Source organism: Shigella sp. FC1661 (genome assembly GCF_001712525.1).
Lineage (GTDB): Bacteria > Pseudomonadota > Gammaproteobacteria > Enterobacterales > Enterobacteriaceae > Escherichia > Escherichia coli.
In genome coordinates, this window is sequence record NZ_MDGW01000577.1 from 1 (window position 1) to 18166 (window position 18166).

Consider the following 18166-nt stretch of genomic DNA (forward strand, 5'->3'; position numbering starts at 1 on the left):
TTTACGCGTATGACAGGCTCCGGAAGACGGTTGTTGCGCACGTATTCGGTGAACGCACTATGGCGACGCTGGGGCGTCTTATGAGCTTGCTGTCACCCTTTGACGTGGTGATATGGATGACGGATGGCTGGCCACTGTATGAATCCCGCCTGAAGGGAAAGCTGCACGTAATCAGCAAGCGATATACGCAGCGAATTGAGCGGCATAACCTGAATCTGAGGCAGCACCTGGCACGGCTGGGACGGAAGTCGCTGTCGTTCTCAAAATCGGTGGAGCTGCATGACAAAGTCATCGGGCATTATCTGAACATAAAACACTATCAATAAGTTGGAGTCATTACCGTTGATATCCTTACTTAAGCCATACATACAAACTAATAATAACCCTATGGCGACATACATTGTTGGTGAATCATATTTGGTTGCCGTAATTTCGAGATACTTAGCTCCCCAGGCCAGTCCTGCGGTTGCCACCAAACCTAAAGCGGTAATGAGCCATATACCGTTTAATATCCTGGTCTCGTGCTGAAAATCTAATTTATTGCTGTTTTGTGAGTATGATTCCATTCTTTTAGTTGTCCTTAGAAAAAATATTAATATTCACCATCAATAAATTTAAACCCACGCATACAAAATACTTTTGTATTTATGGATACGGAAAACGCTTCCGCTCGGCCATAAGGCGTATTTTATACCTGGTACTTGTTAAGTGTCGTTTTTAGTAAGAAAAGAAATCCCGACACATGGCCGGGATATTGATGGTGAAAAAGAATTAACGGCGGTTGCCAAAAATTCGCAGCAACATCAGGAACAGGTTGATGAAGTCCAGATACAAGGTTAACGCGCCAAGAATGGAATATTTGCGCAGGTTCGACGTGTCGCGGGTATCAATCTGCTCACCCATATTTTTCAATTTCTGAGTGTCATACGCCGTCAATCCGACAAAGACAATCACGCCGATGTAGGTAACTGCCCACATCAATGCTTCGCTTTTCAGCCAGAAGTTGACCAGCGATGCCAGCACAATGCCGATTAACGCCATAAACAGCATATTGCCAAAGCCACTTAAATCGCGCTTCGTGGTGTAACCGTACAGGCTCATTGCGCCGAACATCCCGGCAGTAACGACGAAAGTACTGGCGATAGAAGCAGCGGTATAGACAATGAATATACTGGAAAGCGTAAGACCCGTCAGCGCCGAATAAAGCATAAAGAGCATCGTCGTTACACCTGCGCTCAGCTTTTGAATCATCGCTGATAACACAATAACCAATGCTAATTGCGCGATGATCAGACCGATTAAAAAGACACGGTTAGTGAACAACAGCTCCATCACGGCCGCGGAATTAGCCGCATACCAGGCAACAAATGCGGTCAGCAACAAGCCAACGGTCATCCAGCCATAGACTTGCGCCATATAAGTTTGCAAGCCAGCCCGGGGTTGTACGATTGAATCAGAACGTGGGAATCTGTCCATGACGATCTCCTGAAGATATAAGGAATATCTTAAGGATACTGCAAAATGATGAGGCTGTGCATCGACGCAGCGTAAACGCATGTACTGAGCGGTGAAATTGCCGGACGCAGCGGTGCCTTATCCGGCTAACAAAAAACTACCAGCGTTTTGCCGCCTGCTGATCGCTCTCCCGAGCTTCAACCCAGCGGTCGCCTTCCGGCGTGGCTTCGCGCTTCCAGAACGGTGCGCGGGTTTTGAGATAATCCATAATAAACTGCCCGGCTTCAAACGCACTGCTGCGATGCGCACTGGTGACACCGACAAAAACGATTTCATCGCCCGGCCATAATTCCCCGATGCGGTGAATCGCAGTGACGCGCCCCAGCGGCCAGCGGTTACGCGCTTCATCAACAATTTCTGCCAGTGCTTTTTCAGTCATCCCCGGATAGTGTTCGAGGGTTAATGCTTTGACGCTGTCGCCCAGGTTATGGTTGCGCACCTTACCAGTAAAGGTGACTACCGCACCGTCTTCGTCACGCTCCGCCAGCCACGGGTACTCTTCTCCTACGCTGAACGGCTGCGGACCAACAACAATTTTGGTTTCTGCCATCTTAACCTCCGGTTACCGGCGGGAAGAAAGCTACTTCGTCGCCGTCAGTCAGCGGATGGTCAAAACTCACCAGCGTCTGGTTGACGGCAGCCAGTAATTTGCCATCTTCCAGCGCCAGCGCCCAGCGATCGCTCTGCGCAGCCATGTGCTGGCGTAACGCTTCAACAGTTGGGAAATCCGCAGCCACTTCGGTTGCATCTGTTCCCACCAACTCGCGCACCTGCGCGAAAAAAAGAACTTTAATCATCCGCTTCCACCTTAAAGTCACCCGACTTGCCGCCGCTCTTCGCCAGCAAACGTACCGGACCAATCACCATATCTTTTTGCACCGCTTTGCACATGTCATAAATGGTCAGCGCCGCCACGGAGGCCGCGGTTAATGCTTCCATTTCGACACCGGTTTTCCCGGTCAGGCGGCATAAGGTTTCTATACGCACCCGATTGTGCTCCGGCTCGGCCTGTAAATTGACTTCAACTTTGCTGAGCATCAGCGGATGACAGAGCGGGATCAGATCCCAGGTGCGTTTTGCCGCCTGAATACCGGCAATACGCGCAGTGGCAAATACGTCGCCTTTGTGGTGGCGACCATCAATAATCATCGCCAGCGTCTCGCTGCGCATGGTGACAAAGGCTTCCGCCCGCGCTTCACGCACGGTTTCCGCTTTGGCGGAGACATCCACCATGTGCGCTTCGCCAGCGGCGTTGATATGGGTCAGTTGCGACATACTTATTTCTTCAAATGTGGATGGAAATTACACGGACGCGTACGGGCATCCAGCTGCGGCGCGATGATATTTTCCCATGCGGTACGGCACGCTTTGGTCGAACCCGGCATGGCGAAAATCAGCGTTTTGTTGGCGACGCCCGCTACCGCACGAGATTGCAACGTGGAAGTGCCAATCTCTTCAAACGACAACATCCGGAACACTTCACCAAAACCTTCAACTTCACGGTCGAACAACGGCAGCAATGCTTCGGGAGCCTGATCACCTTCCGTCAGGCCAGTACCACCCGTAATCAATACCACTTGTACATCGTCGCTGGCGATCCACGCAGATACCTGAGCGCGAATAGCGTAGCGGTTTTCTTTCACAATGGCTTTATCGACAACGTGATGGCCCGCTTCTTGCGCCGAATCGCGCAGATAGTGACCGGAGGTATCGTCTTCTTCACCGCGACGATTAGAAACCGTAAGAATAGCAATACGGGTCGGGATAAATTCAGTGCTTACCTGACTCATCTGATCTCTCCTTTTGACGTTTTAGCCGCCAATGTACGATAAGTTTTGCGTAATACCGGTGTTGTTTTGATGCAGGAAATGGGTCTGTTTCTTCTCCCGCAGCGCCACTGAAATACGCGCTTCCAGCGCCTGTTGCTGGGTATCGTCTTCCAGCAGATCGCGCAGGTTAACGCCGCCTTCACCAAACAGGCAGAGATAGAGTTTACCAATGGAGGAAACGCGCAGGCGGTTGCAAGTGGCGCAGAAGTCTTTTTCATACGGCATGATAAGGCCAATCTCTCCGGCGTAATCTGGATGGCAAAAGACTTGCGCGGGACCGTCGCTGCGTTGACGTAATTGGTGGATCCAGCCGCGACGCAGTAGCTCGTCACGCAGAACCTGACCAGAGATGTGATGCTTACGGAAGAGCTCGCTGCCCTCGCCCGTTTCCATCAGTTCGATGAAACGCAGCTGGATAGGGCGATGCTGGATCCAGTTCAGAAAGGTGTCGAGCTGGTGATGATTAACATCACGCATCAGCACGGTATTGACTTTGACCTTCTCAAAACCGGCCTCAAATGCAGCATCAATCCCTGCCATGACCTGGTTGAATTTATCCTGCCCGGTAATAGCGTGAAACTGGCGGGCGTCCAGACTGTCGACACTGACGTTAATGCCAGTAAGTCCCGCATCGCGCCAGTTCGCCACATCGCGTTCCAGACGGTAACCATTGGTGGTGACCGCAATCTGGCGGATAGCGTCGTTTTCCCGCACAGCGGCGATGATATCGGTAAAGTCGCGGCGTAAAGACGGCTCACCTCCTGTCAGGCGCACTTTTTCGGTGCCCAGACTGGCGAAGGCGCGCGTAACCCGGCGAATTTCATCGACGGTAAGAAAGCCTTTATTGGTGACGCCGCTCGGTTTGTAGCCATCCGGCAGGCAGTAGGTGCAACGAAAGTTACACACATCGGTAATCGACAGGCGCAAGTAGTAAAACTTACGCGCAAATGCATCAGTCAGTTGTGAAGCCATGTACACCTTTCCAGATACGGGAGGCGAAGTCATTTCTTCCTTCGCCCTGGTGGCAATCTTTACGAGCATTGTCACGGCCAAAGCACCGTATCAGTTGACCTAGGTGCAGAGGCTAGAGTGTTTAGTGGTTAAGCCGATACTAGCGTGTAAATGGGATTTTTACCATCCACACTTTCGCTATGCAATCATGTATATAGCGTCATGATCGTGCTATTTCGCTACAGAATAAGGGAAAATGGCAGTTTTACTTTGATATACATCATCAGGGAGGCATAGCGTGCATCGTCCTTTAGAGGTAGAAGAAAATAGTTTGTATCCTCAATATTGGCAGGTTAATTGCTGTTTCCCCGCAATTTGCGCTACTGTAGCGCGGATAATCTGACTCCAGGAAACTATATGCGCAATCGTACGCTGGCTGATCTTGATCGTGTCGTTGCTCTCGGCGGAGGGCATGGACTGGGACGCGTTCTCTCATCACTTTCGTCTTTGGGTTCTCGTTTAACGGGTATCGTCACCACCACGGATAATGGTGGCTCGACGGGGCGCATTCGCCGTTCAGAAGGCGGCATTGCCTGGGGCGATATGCGCAACTGCCTCAACCAACTGATAACGGAACCGAGCGTCGCCTCCGCGATGTTTGAATACCGTTTTGGCGGCAATGGCGAACTTTCCGGGCACAACCTTGGAAACTTGATGTTAAAGGCGCTGGATCACCTTAGCGTGCGGCCTCTGGAAGCCATCAATTTAATTCGTAATCTGCTGAAAGTGGATACGCATTTGATTCCAATGTCAGAGCATCCCGTCGATCTGATGGCGATTGACGATCAGGGGCATGAAGTTTACGGCGAGGTCAATATCGACCAGTTAACTACGCCGATTCAAGAGTTATTATTAACGCCGAATGTACCCGCAACGCGTGAGGCAGTTCACGCTATCAATGAAGCGGATCTCATCATTATTGGGCCTGGCAGTTTTTATACCAGCCTGATGCCAATTCTGCTGCTGAAGGAAATCGCCCAGGCATTACGCCGCACGCCAGCGCCGATGGTTTATATCGGCAATCTGGGGCGTGAGTTGAGTTTACCTGCGGCTAATTTGAAGCTGGAAAGCAAGCTGGCAATTATGGAGCAGTATGTTGGTAAAAAAGTCATTGATGCGGTCATCGTCGGGCCAAAAGTGGATGTCTCGGCGGTGAAAGAGCGGATTGTGATCCAGGAGGTACTGGAGGCCAGCGATATTCCGTATCGTCATGACCGCCAGTTGTTACATAACGCGCTGGAAAAGGCGTTACAGGCTTTAGGTTAACGGAAATCCGAAGGAAAATTCCGGCTTCCTATTGAAGACAAAGTGCGCGTTGTTTATGCCGGATGCGGCGTGAACGCCTTATCCGGCCTACAAACCGCGCAAATTCAATATATTGAGGAGAAAATGTAGGCCTGATAAGCGTAGCGCATCAGGCTGTTTTCCGTTTGTCATCAGTCTTCTTCGCTATCCTGTTACGATGCGGCAATAAACAACTCACGCAACTGATGCAACTGGTCACGAATTTGTGCCGCTTCTTCGAACTCCAGATTCTGCGCGTGTTGCATCATCAGCCCTTCCAGTTCATGGATTTTCTGCTGCAACGCTTTCGGCGACATATCCATCGGCACATTATCCGGCTCAACAATCGGGCGCGATTTTCCTCTGCCCTTCGCTTTGGTTTTGGCAATGTTCTGCCCCAGCGCCAGGATATCGACCACTTTCTTGTTCAAGCCTTGCGGCGTAATGCCGTGTTCCTCGTTGTACTTCTGCTGTTTCTCACGGCGACGTTCGGTTTCGCCAATCGCTTTCGCCATTGATGGGGTGATCTTATCGCCGTAGAGAATCGCTTTACCGTTAACGTTACGTGCCGCACGACCAATGGTCTGGATCAACGAACGTTCGGAACGCAGGAAGCCTTCTTTGTCAGCGTCGAGGATCGCCACCAGCGACACTTCCGGCATATCCAGACCTTCGCGCAGTAAGTTGATCCCTACCAGCACGTCGAACTCACCCAGACGCAAGTCGCGGATAATCTCCATACGTTCGACGGTGTCGATATCTGAGTGAAGATAACGCACGCGCTCGCCATGTTCTTCGAGATATTCGGTAAGATCTTCCGCCATCCGCTTGGTCAGTGTGGTGACCAGTACGCGTTCGTTAATTGCCGCTCGCTGACGAATCTCCGAAAGAAGATCATCAACCTGTGTCGCCACCGGCCGCACTTCGATAATCGGGTCAAGCAATCCGGTTGGACGCACCACCTGATCCACCACATCGCCGCCGGATTTTTCCAGCTCGTAATTACCCGGCGTCGCCGAAACATAGATGGTTTGCGGCGCTAATGCTTCGAACTCTTCAAACTTAAGCGGACGGTTATCCAGCGCTGATGGCAGGCGGAAGCCGTACTCCACCAGTGTCTCTTTACGCGCCCGGTCACCGCGATACATGCCGCCAATTTGTGGAATGGTGACGTGAGATTCATCGACGACCAGCAGCCCATCGGCAGGCAGGTAATCAAACAGCGTCGGCGGTGGCTCACCCGGTCCACGACCGGAGAGGAAGCGCGAGTAGTTTTCAATCCCCGAACAGTAGCCCAGCTCGTTCATCATCTCCAGATCAAACTGGGTACGCTGGGTCAGCCGCTGCTCTTCCAGCAGTTTGTTGTTTTCCAACAGCACTTTGCGTCTGGCGGCCAGTTCTTCTTTGATCTCCTCCATCGCCTGTACGATGCGCTCGCGCGGTGTGACGTAGTGCGTTTTCGGGTAGATGGTAAAACGTGGAATAGTGGAAACAATCTGCCCGGTCAGCGGGTCAAATAACGACAATCGTTCCACTTCCTCGTCAAACAGTTCCACGCGAAGTGCAATGTCATCCGATTCTGCCGGGAAGATATCAATCACCTCGCCACGAACGCGGAAAGTACCACGCTGGAATGCTTGATCATTACGAGCGTATTGCAGCTCCGCCAGTCGGCGCAGAATCGCGCGCTGATCGATAATCATACCGACCGTGAGATGGAGCATCATCTTGAGATATAAATCAGGATCGCCCAGACCATAAATCGCGGAAACAGAGGCCACTACAACCACATCACGCCGCTCCAGCATCGCTTTGGTGGCGGATAAACGCATCTGCTCAATATGTTCGTTAACCGAGGCATCTTTCTCAATGAAAGTGTCGGAACTCGGTACATAGGCTTCCGGCTGATAGTAGTCGTAGTAGGAGACGAAATACTCCACCGCGTTTTCCGGGAAGAACTCTTTCATTTCGCCATACAGCTGGGCCGCCAGCGTTTTGTTGGGCGCAAGTACCATGGTTGGGCGCTGAAGGTCAGCAATGACATTGGCAATGGTGAAGGTTTTCCCTGAGCCAGTCACGCCAAGTAACGTCTGGTGCGCCAGGCCATCTTCCAGCCCCTCTTCGAGACGTCGAATCGCCTCTGGCTGATCGCCAGAAGGTTTAAAAGCGGAATTCAGTTTGAACGGTTTACTCATGAGTCGCTACCTGAAGGAGTTGGGCGGGCAGGTATGTAATTTTACTCGTCGTACTTAATTATGCCAACAAATTATACTGGATAAAAAAACAGTTCATCACCATAATATTTCTGATACAGCGTAAACTCCGCTGTCAATCATGAGCAAAATTTACTCTGTGGCGAGATAAAACTCCGGCCTTACCGGGTTATCCCCAAAGCAACGGCTTTTTTAACATTTGTCAAGATGAGTGATGACAGTTTTATGGCAAGAGATGCCTGTTCAGTGACTGCCATTGCATTTATCTAACCAGTTAAAAAATAAAAGATATTTCTTTGAGCCGTCTTTAACGCCAATTCGCGTGCAAGCCGCGTATTCTCTCGCTTGCCTCGTGTTTTCTAACTCTAATACACATGGTTATCCACAGGAATAGTGGATAACTGTCTCCAGCCCCTATCCCCCGCCGCCTGGGCAATTCCCACATTCGCCGCATGAGGCGGAAGTAAAATTTTTTTCGTGATTATTTTAGAATTTAATTGGTTAAATTGCAGTCAATCGAAGACGCGATCTCGCTCGCAATTTAACCAAATACAGAATGGCTACAACAAGGCAAGGTTTATGTACTTTCCGGTTGCCGCATTTTCTGGATTTTCTGCAAGCCAGGGGATCTCTCCCAGCAGCGGCGCGGGAATCATGCGGGTGAGCGTGGTCATATATTCAGCGTGACGTTTTCCCGGAGGCGTAACATCGTTCGCCACCCAACCCGCCAGAGTCAGTCCGGCGTGTTGTATTGCCTGCGCAGTCAACATCGCGTGATTAATACAGCCGAGTTTCACACCAACTACCAGTATCACCGGCAGTTGTTCCTGTGTTACCCAATCTGCAAAAGTGAAAGTGTCAGAAAGCGGCGTAAACCAGCCGCCAGCACCTTCCACTAACACCCAGTCAGCCTGTTGTTCAAGCGCGCGTAATCCGGCGCTCATTACCAATGATTCTATCGGCCTGCCCTCTTGCGCACTGATGATGTGCGGCGAAGTGGGTTCTGCGAAGGTGTAAGGATTTACTATTGCGTAATCCAGCTGCAGGCTGCTGTTGTGCTGTAACGCCAGCGCGTCACTATTACGTAAGCCTTCCGGGGTCTTTTCGCTGCCAGAGGCGACCGGTTTATAACCTGCCGTCCGATAACCTACTGCCTTCGCGGCTTGTAAAAGTGCACAACTGGCGACGGTTTTCCCCACTTCGGTATCCGTTCCGGTGACAAAATAACGTTTACTCACGAGCAATCACTCCCAAAAAAAGATGATACGTCAGAGGATATCGCCCCTGTTGTTGCGGCCAGGCCAGTTGCAATCGCTGCAATTGCGAACGCGTTAATATTCGCGGGTCGCGCCCTTCATGAAGATGCGTAGCACCGATGCCTTTCAGCGAACGCATGGCACTGAGCGCATCATCAAACCATAGTGTGATGGGCTGAATATGATGTTGATAATGCACGCCGTTCAGCGACTGTTCGATTTCATCTGGCGGTAAAAAGCGATTAGCATGCGGACGCTCGTCCACCGCCTGCCACGCCTGATGCAGTTCGGGTAACGATCCCTGCACCAGCGTGGTAAACGCCACCACGCCTCCGGGGCGCACCACCCGATACAGCTCGCGGAGTGCCGTGGATAAATTACCGCACCACTGCACCGCGAGATTGCTCCATGCAAGATCGAACGTCGCAGTCGCTAACGGCAGGGATTCGATATCTCCCGCCAGATAATGGTCTGCAGCATCTTTCTGGCGGGCTTGCACAAGCATTGGCGGTGAGAGATCTAACGCCGTCACCTGTGCGTGACGCTCTCGCCAGTGGCGGCTCATCCAGCCTGGCCCACACCCCGCGTCCAGTACGTGGGTGTATTTACGCTGTGGGAGCATTGCCAGTAAGACGTCAGCACTCCGGCGCTGTAACTCTGCGTGTTGCTCATAGTGCGCGGCTGCCCGACCAAATGCCGCTGCAATGGCTTGTTTATTAACCGTTGCCATGCAGCACCTCCAGCAGACGGTCGATATCCTGCATTTCATGCGCTGCGGTTAGCGTTAAGCGCAGTCGCGCAGTACCAGCGGGTACGGTTGGCGGGCGAATCGCCGTGACCCAGCAGCCTTGCTGGCGCAGTTTTTCTGCCAGTTGTAACGCACGGCTGTTATCACCGACGATCAATGGCTGGATGGCGCTGCATGAATCAGCAAGCGTAAACGGCAAATCCTGTACTCCGGCACGAAAACGCGCAATGAGTGACACCAGTTTTTCGCGCCGTGCATCCCCCTCATCACGGCGAATGACCGCCAGCGACGCACGTAATGCCTGCGCCTGAGCGGGCGGCATACTGGTGTTGTAGATAAGGTGGCGGGCGAATTGCAGCAGATAATCCGCCACCGTACTGGAGCAAAGCACCGCTGCCCCGCTGACGCCAAATCCTTTGCCAAAAGTCACCACCAGCAATTCTGGTTTTACCTTTTGCAGCCAGCAGCTGCCGCGCCCCTGCTCCCCGATAACGCCCGTGCCGTGGGCATCATCGACCATCAACCAGCCATTGTGCTGTTGCGTTACCTGCTGGATTTCCGCCAGTGGCGCACTATCGCCGTCCATGCTGAACACGCCTTCTGTCACCACCAGTTGCTGCCCCGGACAGGGGGAAGCAAGCAGTCGCGCCAGATGAGTGACATCGTTATGAACAAAACGGCGAAGCTGCGACGGGCTTAAACTGGCAGCCTCCAGCAATGAGGCATGGCTAAGCCGGTCAGCGACAATGCGGTCCTCTTTTGCCATCATCGCGGCAATGACCGCCTGATTAGCGGCAAAACCAGAGATAAATAGCAGTGCCCGCGAATAGCCCAGCCACTCGGCCAGTTCTTCTTCCAGCGCCTGATGCGCAACGCTATAACCGCTGACGTGACCGGAACCGCCGCTACCGACGCCAAATTGCTCCGCACCCTGCTGCCAGGCACGGATAATTTGCGGATGATGGCTTAAACCTAAATAATCGTTACTGGAAAAGTTCAGATACTGGCGATCATCCGCCACCAGCCAGCGTCCGGCTCCTTGCGCCACTGGATAACGGCGACGCAGGGCATCGGCAGCACGCCGCGCATCGAGCGCCGCGTTGATTTTCTCCTGCCAGCTCATAGTGCTGCCGCGTTGTAATATTCGTCAGTATCCGGGGTCATCAGCGCCTGTTCAAGACGTTGCTGTTGTTCGTTATCCCCTGCCAGCACGGCAGTTTGCTGCGGATTTAGCCCCAGTTTGCGGAACAGTTGCAGGTCTTTATCTTCTTCCGGATTCGGCGTGGTCAGCAGTTTGCAACCGTAGAAAATCGAGTTTGCGCCTGCCATAAAGCACATCGCCTGAGTCTGTTCGTTCATCTGCTCGCGTCCGGCAGAAAGGCGCACGTAAGAGGTCGGCATCATGATCCGCGCGACCGCAATGGTGCGAATAAAATCAAAGGCATCAACGTCATCGTTATCGGCAAGCGGCGTGCCTTTCACCTTCACCAGCATGTTGATTGGCACGCTTTCCGGCGGCGTCGGCAGGTTTGCCAGTTGCAGCAATAATCCGGCGCGATCTTTTACCGTTTCGCCTAAGCCCACAATGCCGCCAGAACAGACTTTGATCCCGGCATCGCGCACTTTTTCCAGCGTATCGAGGCGTTCCTGATAAGTGCGGGTGGTGATGATATTGCCGTAAAACTCCGGCGAGGTGTCGAGGTTGTGGTTGTAGTAATCCAGCCCGGCGTTCGCGAGGCGCTGCGCCTGAGATTCACTCAACGTGCCCAGCGTCATACACGCCTCCAGCCCTAAATCTTTTACCCCCTGCACCATCTGCTCCAGGTACGGCATATCGCGTTCGTTGGGATTCTTCCACGCCGCGCCCATGCAAAAACGCGTCGATCCCGCCGCTTTCGCTTTGCGCGCCGACTCCAGCACCTGTTCAACTTCCATCAACCGCTCGGCTTCCAGCCCGGTTTTATAGCGCGAGCTTTGCGGGCAATATTTGCAATCTTCCGGGCAAGCACCGGTTTTAATCGACAGCAACGTGCTGACCTGCACCTGACGAGGATCGAAATGCTGGCGATGCACCTGCTGCGCTTCAAACAGCAGATCCAGCAACGGTTTTTCAAATAATTCTGCGACTTGCGACAATGTCCAGCGTGGGCGGTGAGCCATGGGGCTTCTCCAAAACGTGTTTTTTGTTGTTAATTCGGTGTAGACTTGTAAACTTAAATATTTTCAATTTGGTTTACAAGTCGATTATGACAAAGGACGATCTTGCCTTTGACCAACGCCATATCTGGCACCCATACACATCCATGACCTCCCCGCTGCCGGTTTATCCGGTGGTGAGCGCCGAAGGTTGCGAGCTGATTTTGTCTGACGGCAGACGCCTGATTGACGGTATGTCGTCCTGGTGGGCGGCGATCCACGGCTACAATCACCCGCAGCTTAATGCGGCGATGAAGTCGCAAATTGATGCCATGTCGCATGTGATGTTTGGCGGTATCACCCATGCGCCAGCCATTGAGCTGTGCCGCAAACTGGTGGCGATGACGCCGCAACCACTGGAATGCGTTTTTCTCGCGGACTCCGGTTCCGTAGCGGTGGAAGTGGCGATGAAAATGGCGTTGCAGTACTGGCAAGCCAAAGGCGAAGTGCGCCAGCGTTTTCTGACCTTCCGCAATGGTTATCATGGCGATACCTTTGGCGCGATGTCGGTGTGCGATCCGGACAACTCAATGCACAACCTGTGGAAAGGCTATCTGCCAGAAAACCTGTTTGCTCCCGCCCCGCAAAGCCGCATGGATGGTGAATGGGATGAACGCGATATGGTTGGCTTTGCCCGCCTGATGGTGGCGCATCGTCATGAAATCGCGGCGGTGATCATTGAACCGATTGTCCAGGGCGCAGGCGGGATGCGCATGTACCATCCGGAATGGTTAAAACGAATCCGCAAAATGTGCGATCGCGAAGGTATCTTGCTGATTGCCGACGAGATCGCCACCGGATTTGGTCGTACCGGCAAACTGTTTGCCTGTGAATATGCAGAAATCGCGCCGGACATTTTGTGCCTCGGTAAAGCCTTAACCGGCGGCACAATGACCCTTTCCGCCACACTCACCACGCGCGAGGTTGCAGAAACCATCAGTAACGGCGAAGCCGGCTGCTTTATGCACGGGCCAACTTTTATGGGCAATCCGCTGGCCTGCGCGGCTGCAAACGCCAGCCTGGCGATTCTCGAATCTGGCGACTGGCAGCAACAGGTGGCGGCTATTGAAGTACAGCTGCGCGAGCAACTTGCCCCCGCCCGTGATGCCGAAATGGTTGCCGATGTGCGCGTGCTGGGGGCAATCGGCGTAGTCGAAACAACTCGTCCGGTGAATATGGCGGCGCTGCAAAAATTCTTTGTCGAACAGGGGGTATGGATCCGGCCTTTTGGCAAACTGATTTACCTGATGCCGCCCTATATTATTCTCCCGCAACAGTTGCAGCGTCTGACCGCAGCGGTTAACCGTGCGGTGCAGGATGAAACATTTTTTTGCCAATAACGGGAAGTCAGCGTGTGGGTTTCTGGCTACACTTTCTGCAAACTAGAAAGGAGGGTTCATGAAACTCATCAGTAATGATCTGCGCGATGGCGATAAGCTGCCGCATCGTCATGTCTTTAACGGCATGGGTTACGATGGCGATAATATTTCACCGCATCTGGCGTGGGATGATGTTCCTGCGGGAACGAAAAGTTTTGTTGTCACCTGCTACGACCCGGATGCGCCAACCGGCTCCGGCTGGTGGCACTGGGTAGTTGTTAATTTACCCGCTGATACCCGCGTATTACCGCAAGGGTTTGGCTCTGGTCTGGTAGCAATGCCAGACGGCGTTTTGCAGACGCGTACCGATTTTGGTAAAACCGGATACGATGGCGCAGCGCCGCCGAAAGACGAAACCCATCGCTACATTTTTACCGTTCACGCGCTGGATGTAGAGCATATTGATGTCGATGAAGGAGCCAGCGGCGCGATGGTCGGGTTTAACGTTCATTTCCACTCTCTGGCAAGCGCATCGATTACCGCGATGTTTAGTTAATCACTCTGCCAGATGGCGCAATGCTATCTGGTATCACTTAAAGGTATTAAAAACAACTTTTTGTCTTTTTACCTTCCCGTTTCGCTCAAGTTAGTATAAAAAAGCAGGCTTCAACGGATTCATTTTTCTATTTCATAGCCCGGAGCAACCTGTGAACACATTTTCAGTTTCCCGTCTGGCGCTGGCATTGGCTTTTGGCGTGACGCTGACCGCCTGTAGCTCAACACCACCCGATCAACGTCCTTCTGATCAAACTGCGCCTGGTACCTCTTCTCGCCCGATTCTGTCGGCAAAAGAAGCGCAGAATTTCGATGCTCAACACTATTTTGCATCCCTGACACCAGGTGCTGCAGCGTGGAATCCTTCCCCGATTACCCTGCCTGCGCAACCTGACTTTGTTGTCGGCCCGGCGGGCACTCAAGGTGTAACGCATACCACGATTCAGGCGGCGGTAGATGCGGCAATTATCAAGCGTACCAACAAGCGCCAGTATATTGCCGTGATGCCTGGTGAGTATCAGGGAACGGTGTATGTCCCTGCTGCTCCGGGTGGAATTACTCTGTACGGTACAGGTGAAAAACCGATTGATGTGAAGATTGGGCTTTCCCTTGATGGGGGCATGAGCCCTGCCGACTGGCGTCACGACGTCAACCCGCGCGGCAAATATATGCCAGGTAAACCAGCGTGGTATATGTACGATAGCTGCCAGAGCAAACGCAGCGACAGTATCGGTGTTCTCTGCTCTGCGGTCTTCTGGTCACAAAACAATGGCCTGCAACTGCAAAACCTGACCATCGAAAACACGCTGGGCGATAGCGTAGATGCAGGTAACCATCCGGCGGTGGCACTGCGTACTGATGGTGACCAGGTACAGATTAACAACGTTAACATTCTCGGTCGTCAGAACACCTTCTTTGTCACCAACAGCGGTGTGCAGAACCGTCTGGAAACGAATCGTCAGCCGCGTACGCTGGTGACCAACAGCTACATTGAAGGGGATGTGGATATCGTTTCTGGTCGCGGCGCAGTGGTGTTCGATAACACCGAATTCCGCGTGGTGAACTCACGTACTCAGCAAGAAGCGTATGTGTTTGCACCGGCTACGCTGTCCAACATTTACTACGGTTTCCTCGCCGTAAACAGCCGTTTCAATGCTTTCGGTGATGGTGTGGCGCAACTGGGCCGCTCGCTGGATGTTGATGCCAATACCAACGGTCAGGTGGTGATCCGTGATAGCGCCATCAACGAAGGTTTTAACACGGCTAAACCGTGGGCCGATGCGGTGATCTCTAATCGTCCGTTTGCGGGTAATACCGGCAGCGTAGATGATAACGACGAAATACAGCGCAATCTGAATGACACTAACTACAACCGCATGTGGGAATACAATAACCGCGGCGTGGGTAGTAAAGTGGTTGCAGAGGCGAAGAAGTAAGAGCAATTAACTATTTGCCGGATGCGGCGTAAACGCCTTATCCGGCCTACGGTTCGATGCGATTTGTAGGTCGGATAAGATGCGCAAGCATCGCATCCGACAATAAGTGCCGAATGCGACCTACATTCACATGGCGCTTTTTACATCTGACGGTTTTTATTGAAGTTAATCAAACTACCCGCCTTGATAATCTCGCGCTCTTCAGCAGTCAGACTTTCCATATAGAGCGTAATTTCCGTTACCGGCGCATCTTCATGGATCACATAACCTTTAAACGTCGTACCCGGATTATCCAGCGCCGCTTTAATGCCAGGGATGTAAATGTAATCCCCCACTTCAAAGGTTGGCACTTCCGCCATCTGCAGCGGTAACATCCCCCAGTTGATGACGTTAGAACGGTAGCGTTTAGTCGCGTACTCTTCGGCAATATTCGCCAGACCGCCAATCACACGCTGGCAGCTCGCCGCCTGTTCACGCGCAGAACCATCGCCTGGTTTCACCGCATATACCATGCTGCCAATTTCAGTTTGCAGCGGATCAATATGCTCCTGACCAGCAATCTGCTTAATGCGCGCAAACACCTCTGTCAGCTCGCTGACATTCCCCGCCAGACGCTGATTTTCCAGCTCAGCAGTCGCTTTACTTCTGCCAACATAACCGGGATCGCGGCGTGACAGGGTAAACTCCGCCAGACCAATCTGATTTGAACGATAAGAAGAGGTTTCACCGGAAGGAATCAGTTCGTCGGTGGTGGTCACTTCGTCGAGGATCTTCGAGCACACTTTCAGGACGATATTGTCAGTCAGCGCCCCCAATTCCGGCCAGTCTTTAATGTTCGGTCCGTAAATCAGCGGTTGCTGAGTTGCCCCTTTCACAAGGCCCTGATAAACACGGTTTTTATACGGCGTTACATCGAAGGCGTACTCCGGCACGTTGTCCCAGCAATCAAGTTCGCTGGCAGAGGTTAAATAGCCACCGTTTGCCGCAGTCGCAGCGATAGAACGAGCGTCCATCAACGCCACCGCTGACATCTGCCCATTAGCTGGCTTAGAGCCTTCGCGGTTCGGGAAGTTACGCGTGGTGTGGCGAATACTTAATCCGTTGTTGATTGGCGTATCGCCCGCGCCAAAGCATGGGCCGCAGAACGCGGTTCTGATGATTGCGCCTGCGCCAATCAAATCTGCTACCACACCTTTTTTGGCTAAATCCATAAACACCGGCTGTGATGACGGGTAAACCGCCAGCGAGAAGGTGTCATTGCCACAGGATTGACCGCGCAGTGCATTCGCCGCCGCGATGACGTTTTCGTAGTTACCGCCAGAACAGCCCGCGATAATCCCCTGCTGCACTTTCAGGCGACCATTTTCCACTTTATCCAGCAGCGAGAGTTTGGCTTTACCGTGCGCCACGCGTTCGGACTCAATTTCAATCTCACGCAGAATGTCGGTCAGGTTCTGGTTCAGTGTGTCGATTTCATACACGTTGCTCGGGTGGAACGGCAGCGCAATCATTGATTTGATGGCGCTTAAATCAACGCTGATGCAGCCATCGTAGTACGCCATCGGTTGAGGGTTAAGCTGGCAGTAATCCTGGCCGCGACCGTGCAGCGCCAGCCAGTTATGCACTTCTTCATCAGTTTGCCAGACGGAGCTTAAACAGGTGGTTTCCGTGGTCATCACGTCAACGCTGTTACGGAAATCGGTAGAGAGCGCGCTAACGCCCGGTCCAACGAACTCCATGACTTTGTTTTTGACGTAACCGTTTTTGAACACCGCGCCAATGATAGCCAGCGCCACATCCTGTGGCCCCACATACGGCGCAGGTTTTCCGGTCAGATGCACCGCAACCACGCCCGGATAGTCGATATCCCAGGTGTCATTAAGCAGCTGTTTTACCAACTCACCGCCGCCCTCACCGACTGCCATTGTCCCTAATGCACCGTAACGGGTGTGGCTGTCTGACCCGAGGATCATTTTGCCCCCGCCTGCCATCATCTCACGCATATATTGATGGATGACCGCAATATGCGGAGGCACAAAAATACCGCCATAACGCTGAGCTGCCGATAAACCAAAAACATGGTCATCACCGTTAATGGTGCCGCCGACGGCGCAGAGTGAGTTATGGCAGTTGGTCAGCACATACGGCAGCGGGAAACGTTCCATTCCGGACGCTTTAGCGGTCTGTACAATACCAACAAAGGTAATATCGTGAGAGGCTAATGAATCAAACTTAATTTTAAGTTTATCCATATTTCCGGACGTATTATGAGAAGAGAGAATAGACCAGGCAATAGTGCCTTTTTTGGCTTCTTCTTTTTTAATTTCGCCGGTGAAATGTTCTTCGGCAATTATTTCGTTATTACTGGCGAGAAACACGCCTTTTTCAGGTAATGACTCCAACTTACTGATAGTGTTTTATGTTCAGATAATGCCCGATGACCTTGTCATGCAGCTCCACCGATTTTGAGAACGACAGTGACTTCCGTCCCAGCCTTGCCAGATGTTGTCTCAGATTCAGATTATGTCGCTCAATGCGCTGAGTGTAACGCTTGCTGATAACGTGCAGCTTTCCCTTCAGGCGTGATTCATACAGCGGCCAGCCATCCGTCATCCATACCACGACCTCAAAGGCCGACAGCAGGCTCAGAAGACGCTCCAGTGTGGCCAGAGTGCGTTCACCGAAGACGTGCGCCACAACCGTCCTCCGTATCCTGTCATACGCGTAAAACAGCCAGCCTGACGTGATTTAGCACCGACGTAGCCCCACTGTTCGTCCATTTCAGCGCAGACAATCACATCACT

16 protein-coding genes, 3 pseudogenes and 1 riboswitch are annotated in these 18166 nt (G+C 52.5%); of the genes and pseudogenes, 5 read left to right on the top strand and 14 right to left on the bottom strand.

What is annotated here, in order from left to right:
* Positions 1-326 (top strand): annotated as a pseudogene (locus tag BFF42_RS23215) (IS1-like element IS1B family transposase); the annotation flags it as partial.
* Here the strand turns inward: BFF42_RS23215 and BFF42_RS23220 are convergent.
* From BFF42_RS23220 to moaA, 7 genes and pseudogenes are all read right to left on the bottom strand, one after another.
* Positions 297-566 (bottom strand): annotated as a pseudogene (locus BFF42_RS23220) (Bax inhibitor-1/YccA family protein); the annotation flags it as partial. The pseudogenes BFF42_RS23215 and BFF42_RS23220 sit on opposite strands and share 30 nt — an antisense overlap.
* A gap of 205 nt (positions 567-771) precedes the next feature.
* A complete protein-coding gene (locus BFF42_RS23225; RefSeq protein WP_000373624.1) occupies positions 772-1476 on the bottom strand; it encodes a Bax inhibitor-1/YccA family protein in 705 nt (234 codons plus the stop codon).
* A 136-nt stretch (positions 1477-1612) separates the two neighbouring features.
* Complete coding sequence (gene moaE / locus BFF42_RS23230) at positions 1613-2065, bottom strand: molybdopterin synthase catalytic subunit MoaE (protein WP_000852279.1); 453 nt, start codon at positions 2063-2065, stop codon at positions 1613-1615.
* A 1-nt stretch (position 2066) separates the two neighbouring features.
* A complete protein-coding gene (gene moaD / locus BFF42_RS23235; RefSeq protein ID WP_000598619.1) occupies positions 2067-2312 on the bottom strand; it encodes a molybdopterin synthase sulfur carrier subunit in 246 nt (81 codons plus the stop codon).
* On the bottom strand, positions 2305-2790 hold the full coding sequence (gene moaC / locus BFF42_RS23240; protein WP_000080885.1) for a cyclic pyranopterin monophosphate synthase MoaC: 486 nt from the start codon (positions 2788-2790) through the stop codon (positions 2305-2307). The genes moaD and moaC overlap by 8 nt, the downstream gene beginning before the upstream one ends.
* A 2-nt stretch (positions 2791-2792) precedes the next feature.
* Entirely contained in the window at positions 2793-3305 is a 513-nt protein-coding gene (gene moaB / locus BFF42_RS23245; protein WP_000084639.1) for a molybdenum cofactor biosynthesis protein B, read from the bottom strand.
* 21 nt (positions 3306-3326) lie between these two features.
* Positions 3327-4316 (bottom strand): GTP 3',8-cyclase MoaA, encoded by a 990-nt coding sequence (moaA, locus tag BFF42_RS23250; protein ID WP_012421596.1) that lies wholly within the window; start codon positions 4314-4316, stop codon positions 3327-3329.
* A riboswitch (molybdenum cofactor riboswitch) is annotated at positions 4304-4448 on the bottom strand. (Overlaps the previous gene by 13 nt.)
* Positions 4449-4712: 264 nt before the next feature.
* On the opposite strand from moaA, the gene yvcK reads away from it, so the two are divergent.
* On the top strand, positions 4713-5621 hold the full coding sequence (yvcK, locus tag BFF42_RS23255) for a uridine diphosphate-N-acetylglucosamine-binding protein YvcK (RefSeq protein WP_001295302.1): 909 nt from the start codon (positions 4713-4715) through the stop codon (positions 5619-5621).
* Positions 5622-5812: 191 nt separating this feature from the next.
* Here the strand turns inward: yvcK and uvrB are convergent, their stop codons facing one another.
* The 5 genes from uvrB to bioB form a co-directional block, all read right to left on the bottom strand.
* Positions 5813-7834 carry an excinuclease ABC subunit UvrB gene (uvrB, locus tag BFF42_RS23260; RefSeq protein ID WP_000042533.1) on the bottom strand — a complete coding sequence of 674 codons (2022 nt, stop codon included), beginning with the start codon at positions 7832-7834 and terminating at the stop codon, positions 5813-5815.
* A 578-nt stretch (positions 7835-8412) separates the two neighbouring features.
* Positions 8413-9090 carry a dethiobiotin synthase gene (bioD, locus tag BFF42_RS23265; protein ID WP_000044861.1) on the bottom strand — a complete coding sequence of 226 codons (678 nt, stop codon included), beginning with the start codon at positions 9088-9090 and terminating at the stop codon, positions 8413-8415.
* Positions 9083-9838 carry a malonyl-ACP O-methyltransferase BioC gene (gene bioC / locus BFF42_RS23270; protein WP_000246800.1) on the bottom strand — a complete coding sequence of 252 codons (756 nt, stop codon included), beginning with the start codon at positions 9836-9838 and terminating at the stop codon, positions 9083-9085. The genes bioD and bioC overlap by 8 nt, the downstream gene beginning before the upstream one ends.
* Positions 9825-10979 carry an 8-amino-7-oxononanoate synthase gene (gene bioF, locus BFF42_RS23275; protein WP_000118842.1) on the bottom strand — a complete coding sequence of 385 codons (1155 nt, stop codon included), beginning with the start codon at positions 10977-10979 and terminating at the stop codon, positions 9825-9827. The genes bioC and bioF overlap by 14 nt, the downstream gene beginning before the upstream one ends.
* Positions 10976-12016, bottom strand: a complete 1041-nt coding sequence (bioB, locus tag BFF42_RS23280; protein WP_000951205.1) for a biotin synthase BioB — start codon at positions 12014-12016, stop codon at positions 10976-10978. The genes bioF and bioB overlap by 4 nt, the downstream gene beginning before the upstream one ends.
* Positions 12017-12102: 86 nt before the next feature.
* On the opposite strand from bioB, the gene bioA reads away from it, so the two are divergent.
* The 3 genes from bioA (at position 12103) to BFF42_RS23295 (ending at position 15362) form a co-directional block, all read left to right on the top strand.
* Positions 12103-13392 (top strand): adenosylmethionine--8-amino-7-oxononanoate transaminase, encoded by a 1290-nt coding sequence (gene bioA, locus BFF42_RS23285; RefSeq protein ID WP_012421521.1) that lies wholly within the window; start codon positions 12103-12105, stop codon positions 13390-13392.
* Positions 13393-13450: 58 nt separating this feature from the next.
* Positions 13451-13927, top strand: coding sequence for a kinase inhibitor (locus BFF42_RS23290; protein ID WP_039060308.1), 477 nt, complete (start codon positions 13451-13453; stop codon positions 13925-13927).
* A 151-nt stretch (positions 13928-14078) separates the two neighbouring features.
* Complete coding sequence (locus BFF42_RS23295) at positions 14079-15362, top strand: putative acyl-CoA thioester hydrolase (protein WP_001091569.1); 1284 nt, start codon at positions 14079-14081, stop codon at positions 15360-15362.
* Between the two features lie 140 nt (positions 15363-15502).
* Here BFF42_RS23295 and BFF42_RS23300 read toward each other — a convergent pair whose 3' ends face one another.
* Together BFF42_RS23300 and BFF42_RS23305 are read right to left on the bottom strand one after the other, a co-directional pair.
* Positions 15503-17764 (bottom strand): hydratase, encoded by a 2262-nt coding sequence (locus tag BFF42_RS23300; RefSeq protein ID WP_000444995.1) that lies wholly within the window; start codon positions 17762-17764, stop codon positions 15503-15505.
* Position 17765: 1 nt separating this feature from the next.
* Positions 17766-18142 (bottom strand): annotated as a pseudogene (locus BFF42_RS23305) (IS1 family transposase).
* Positions 18143-18166 lie beyond the last annotated feature (24 nt).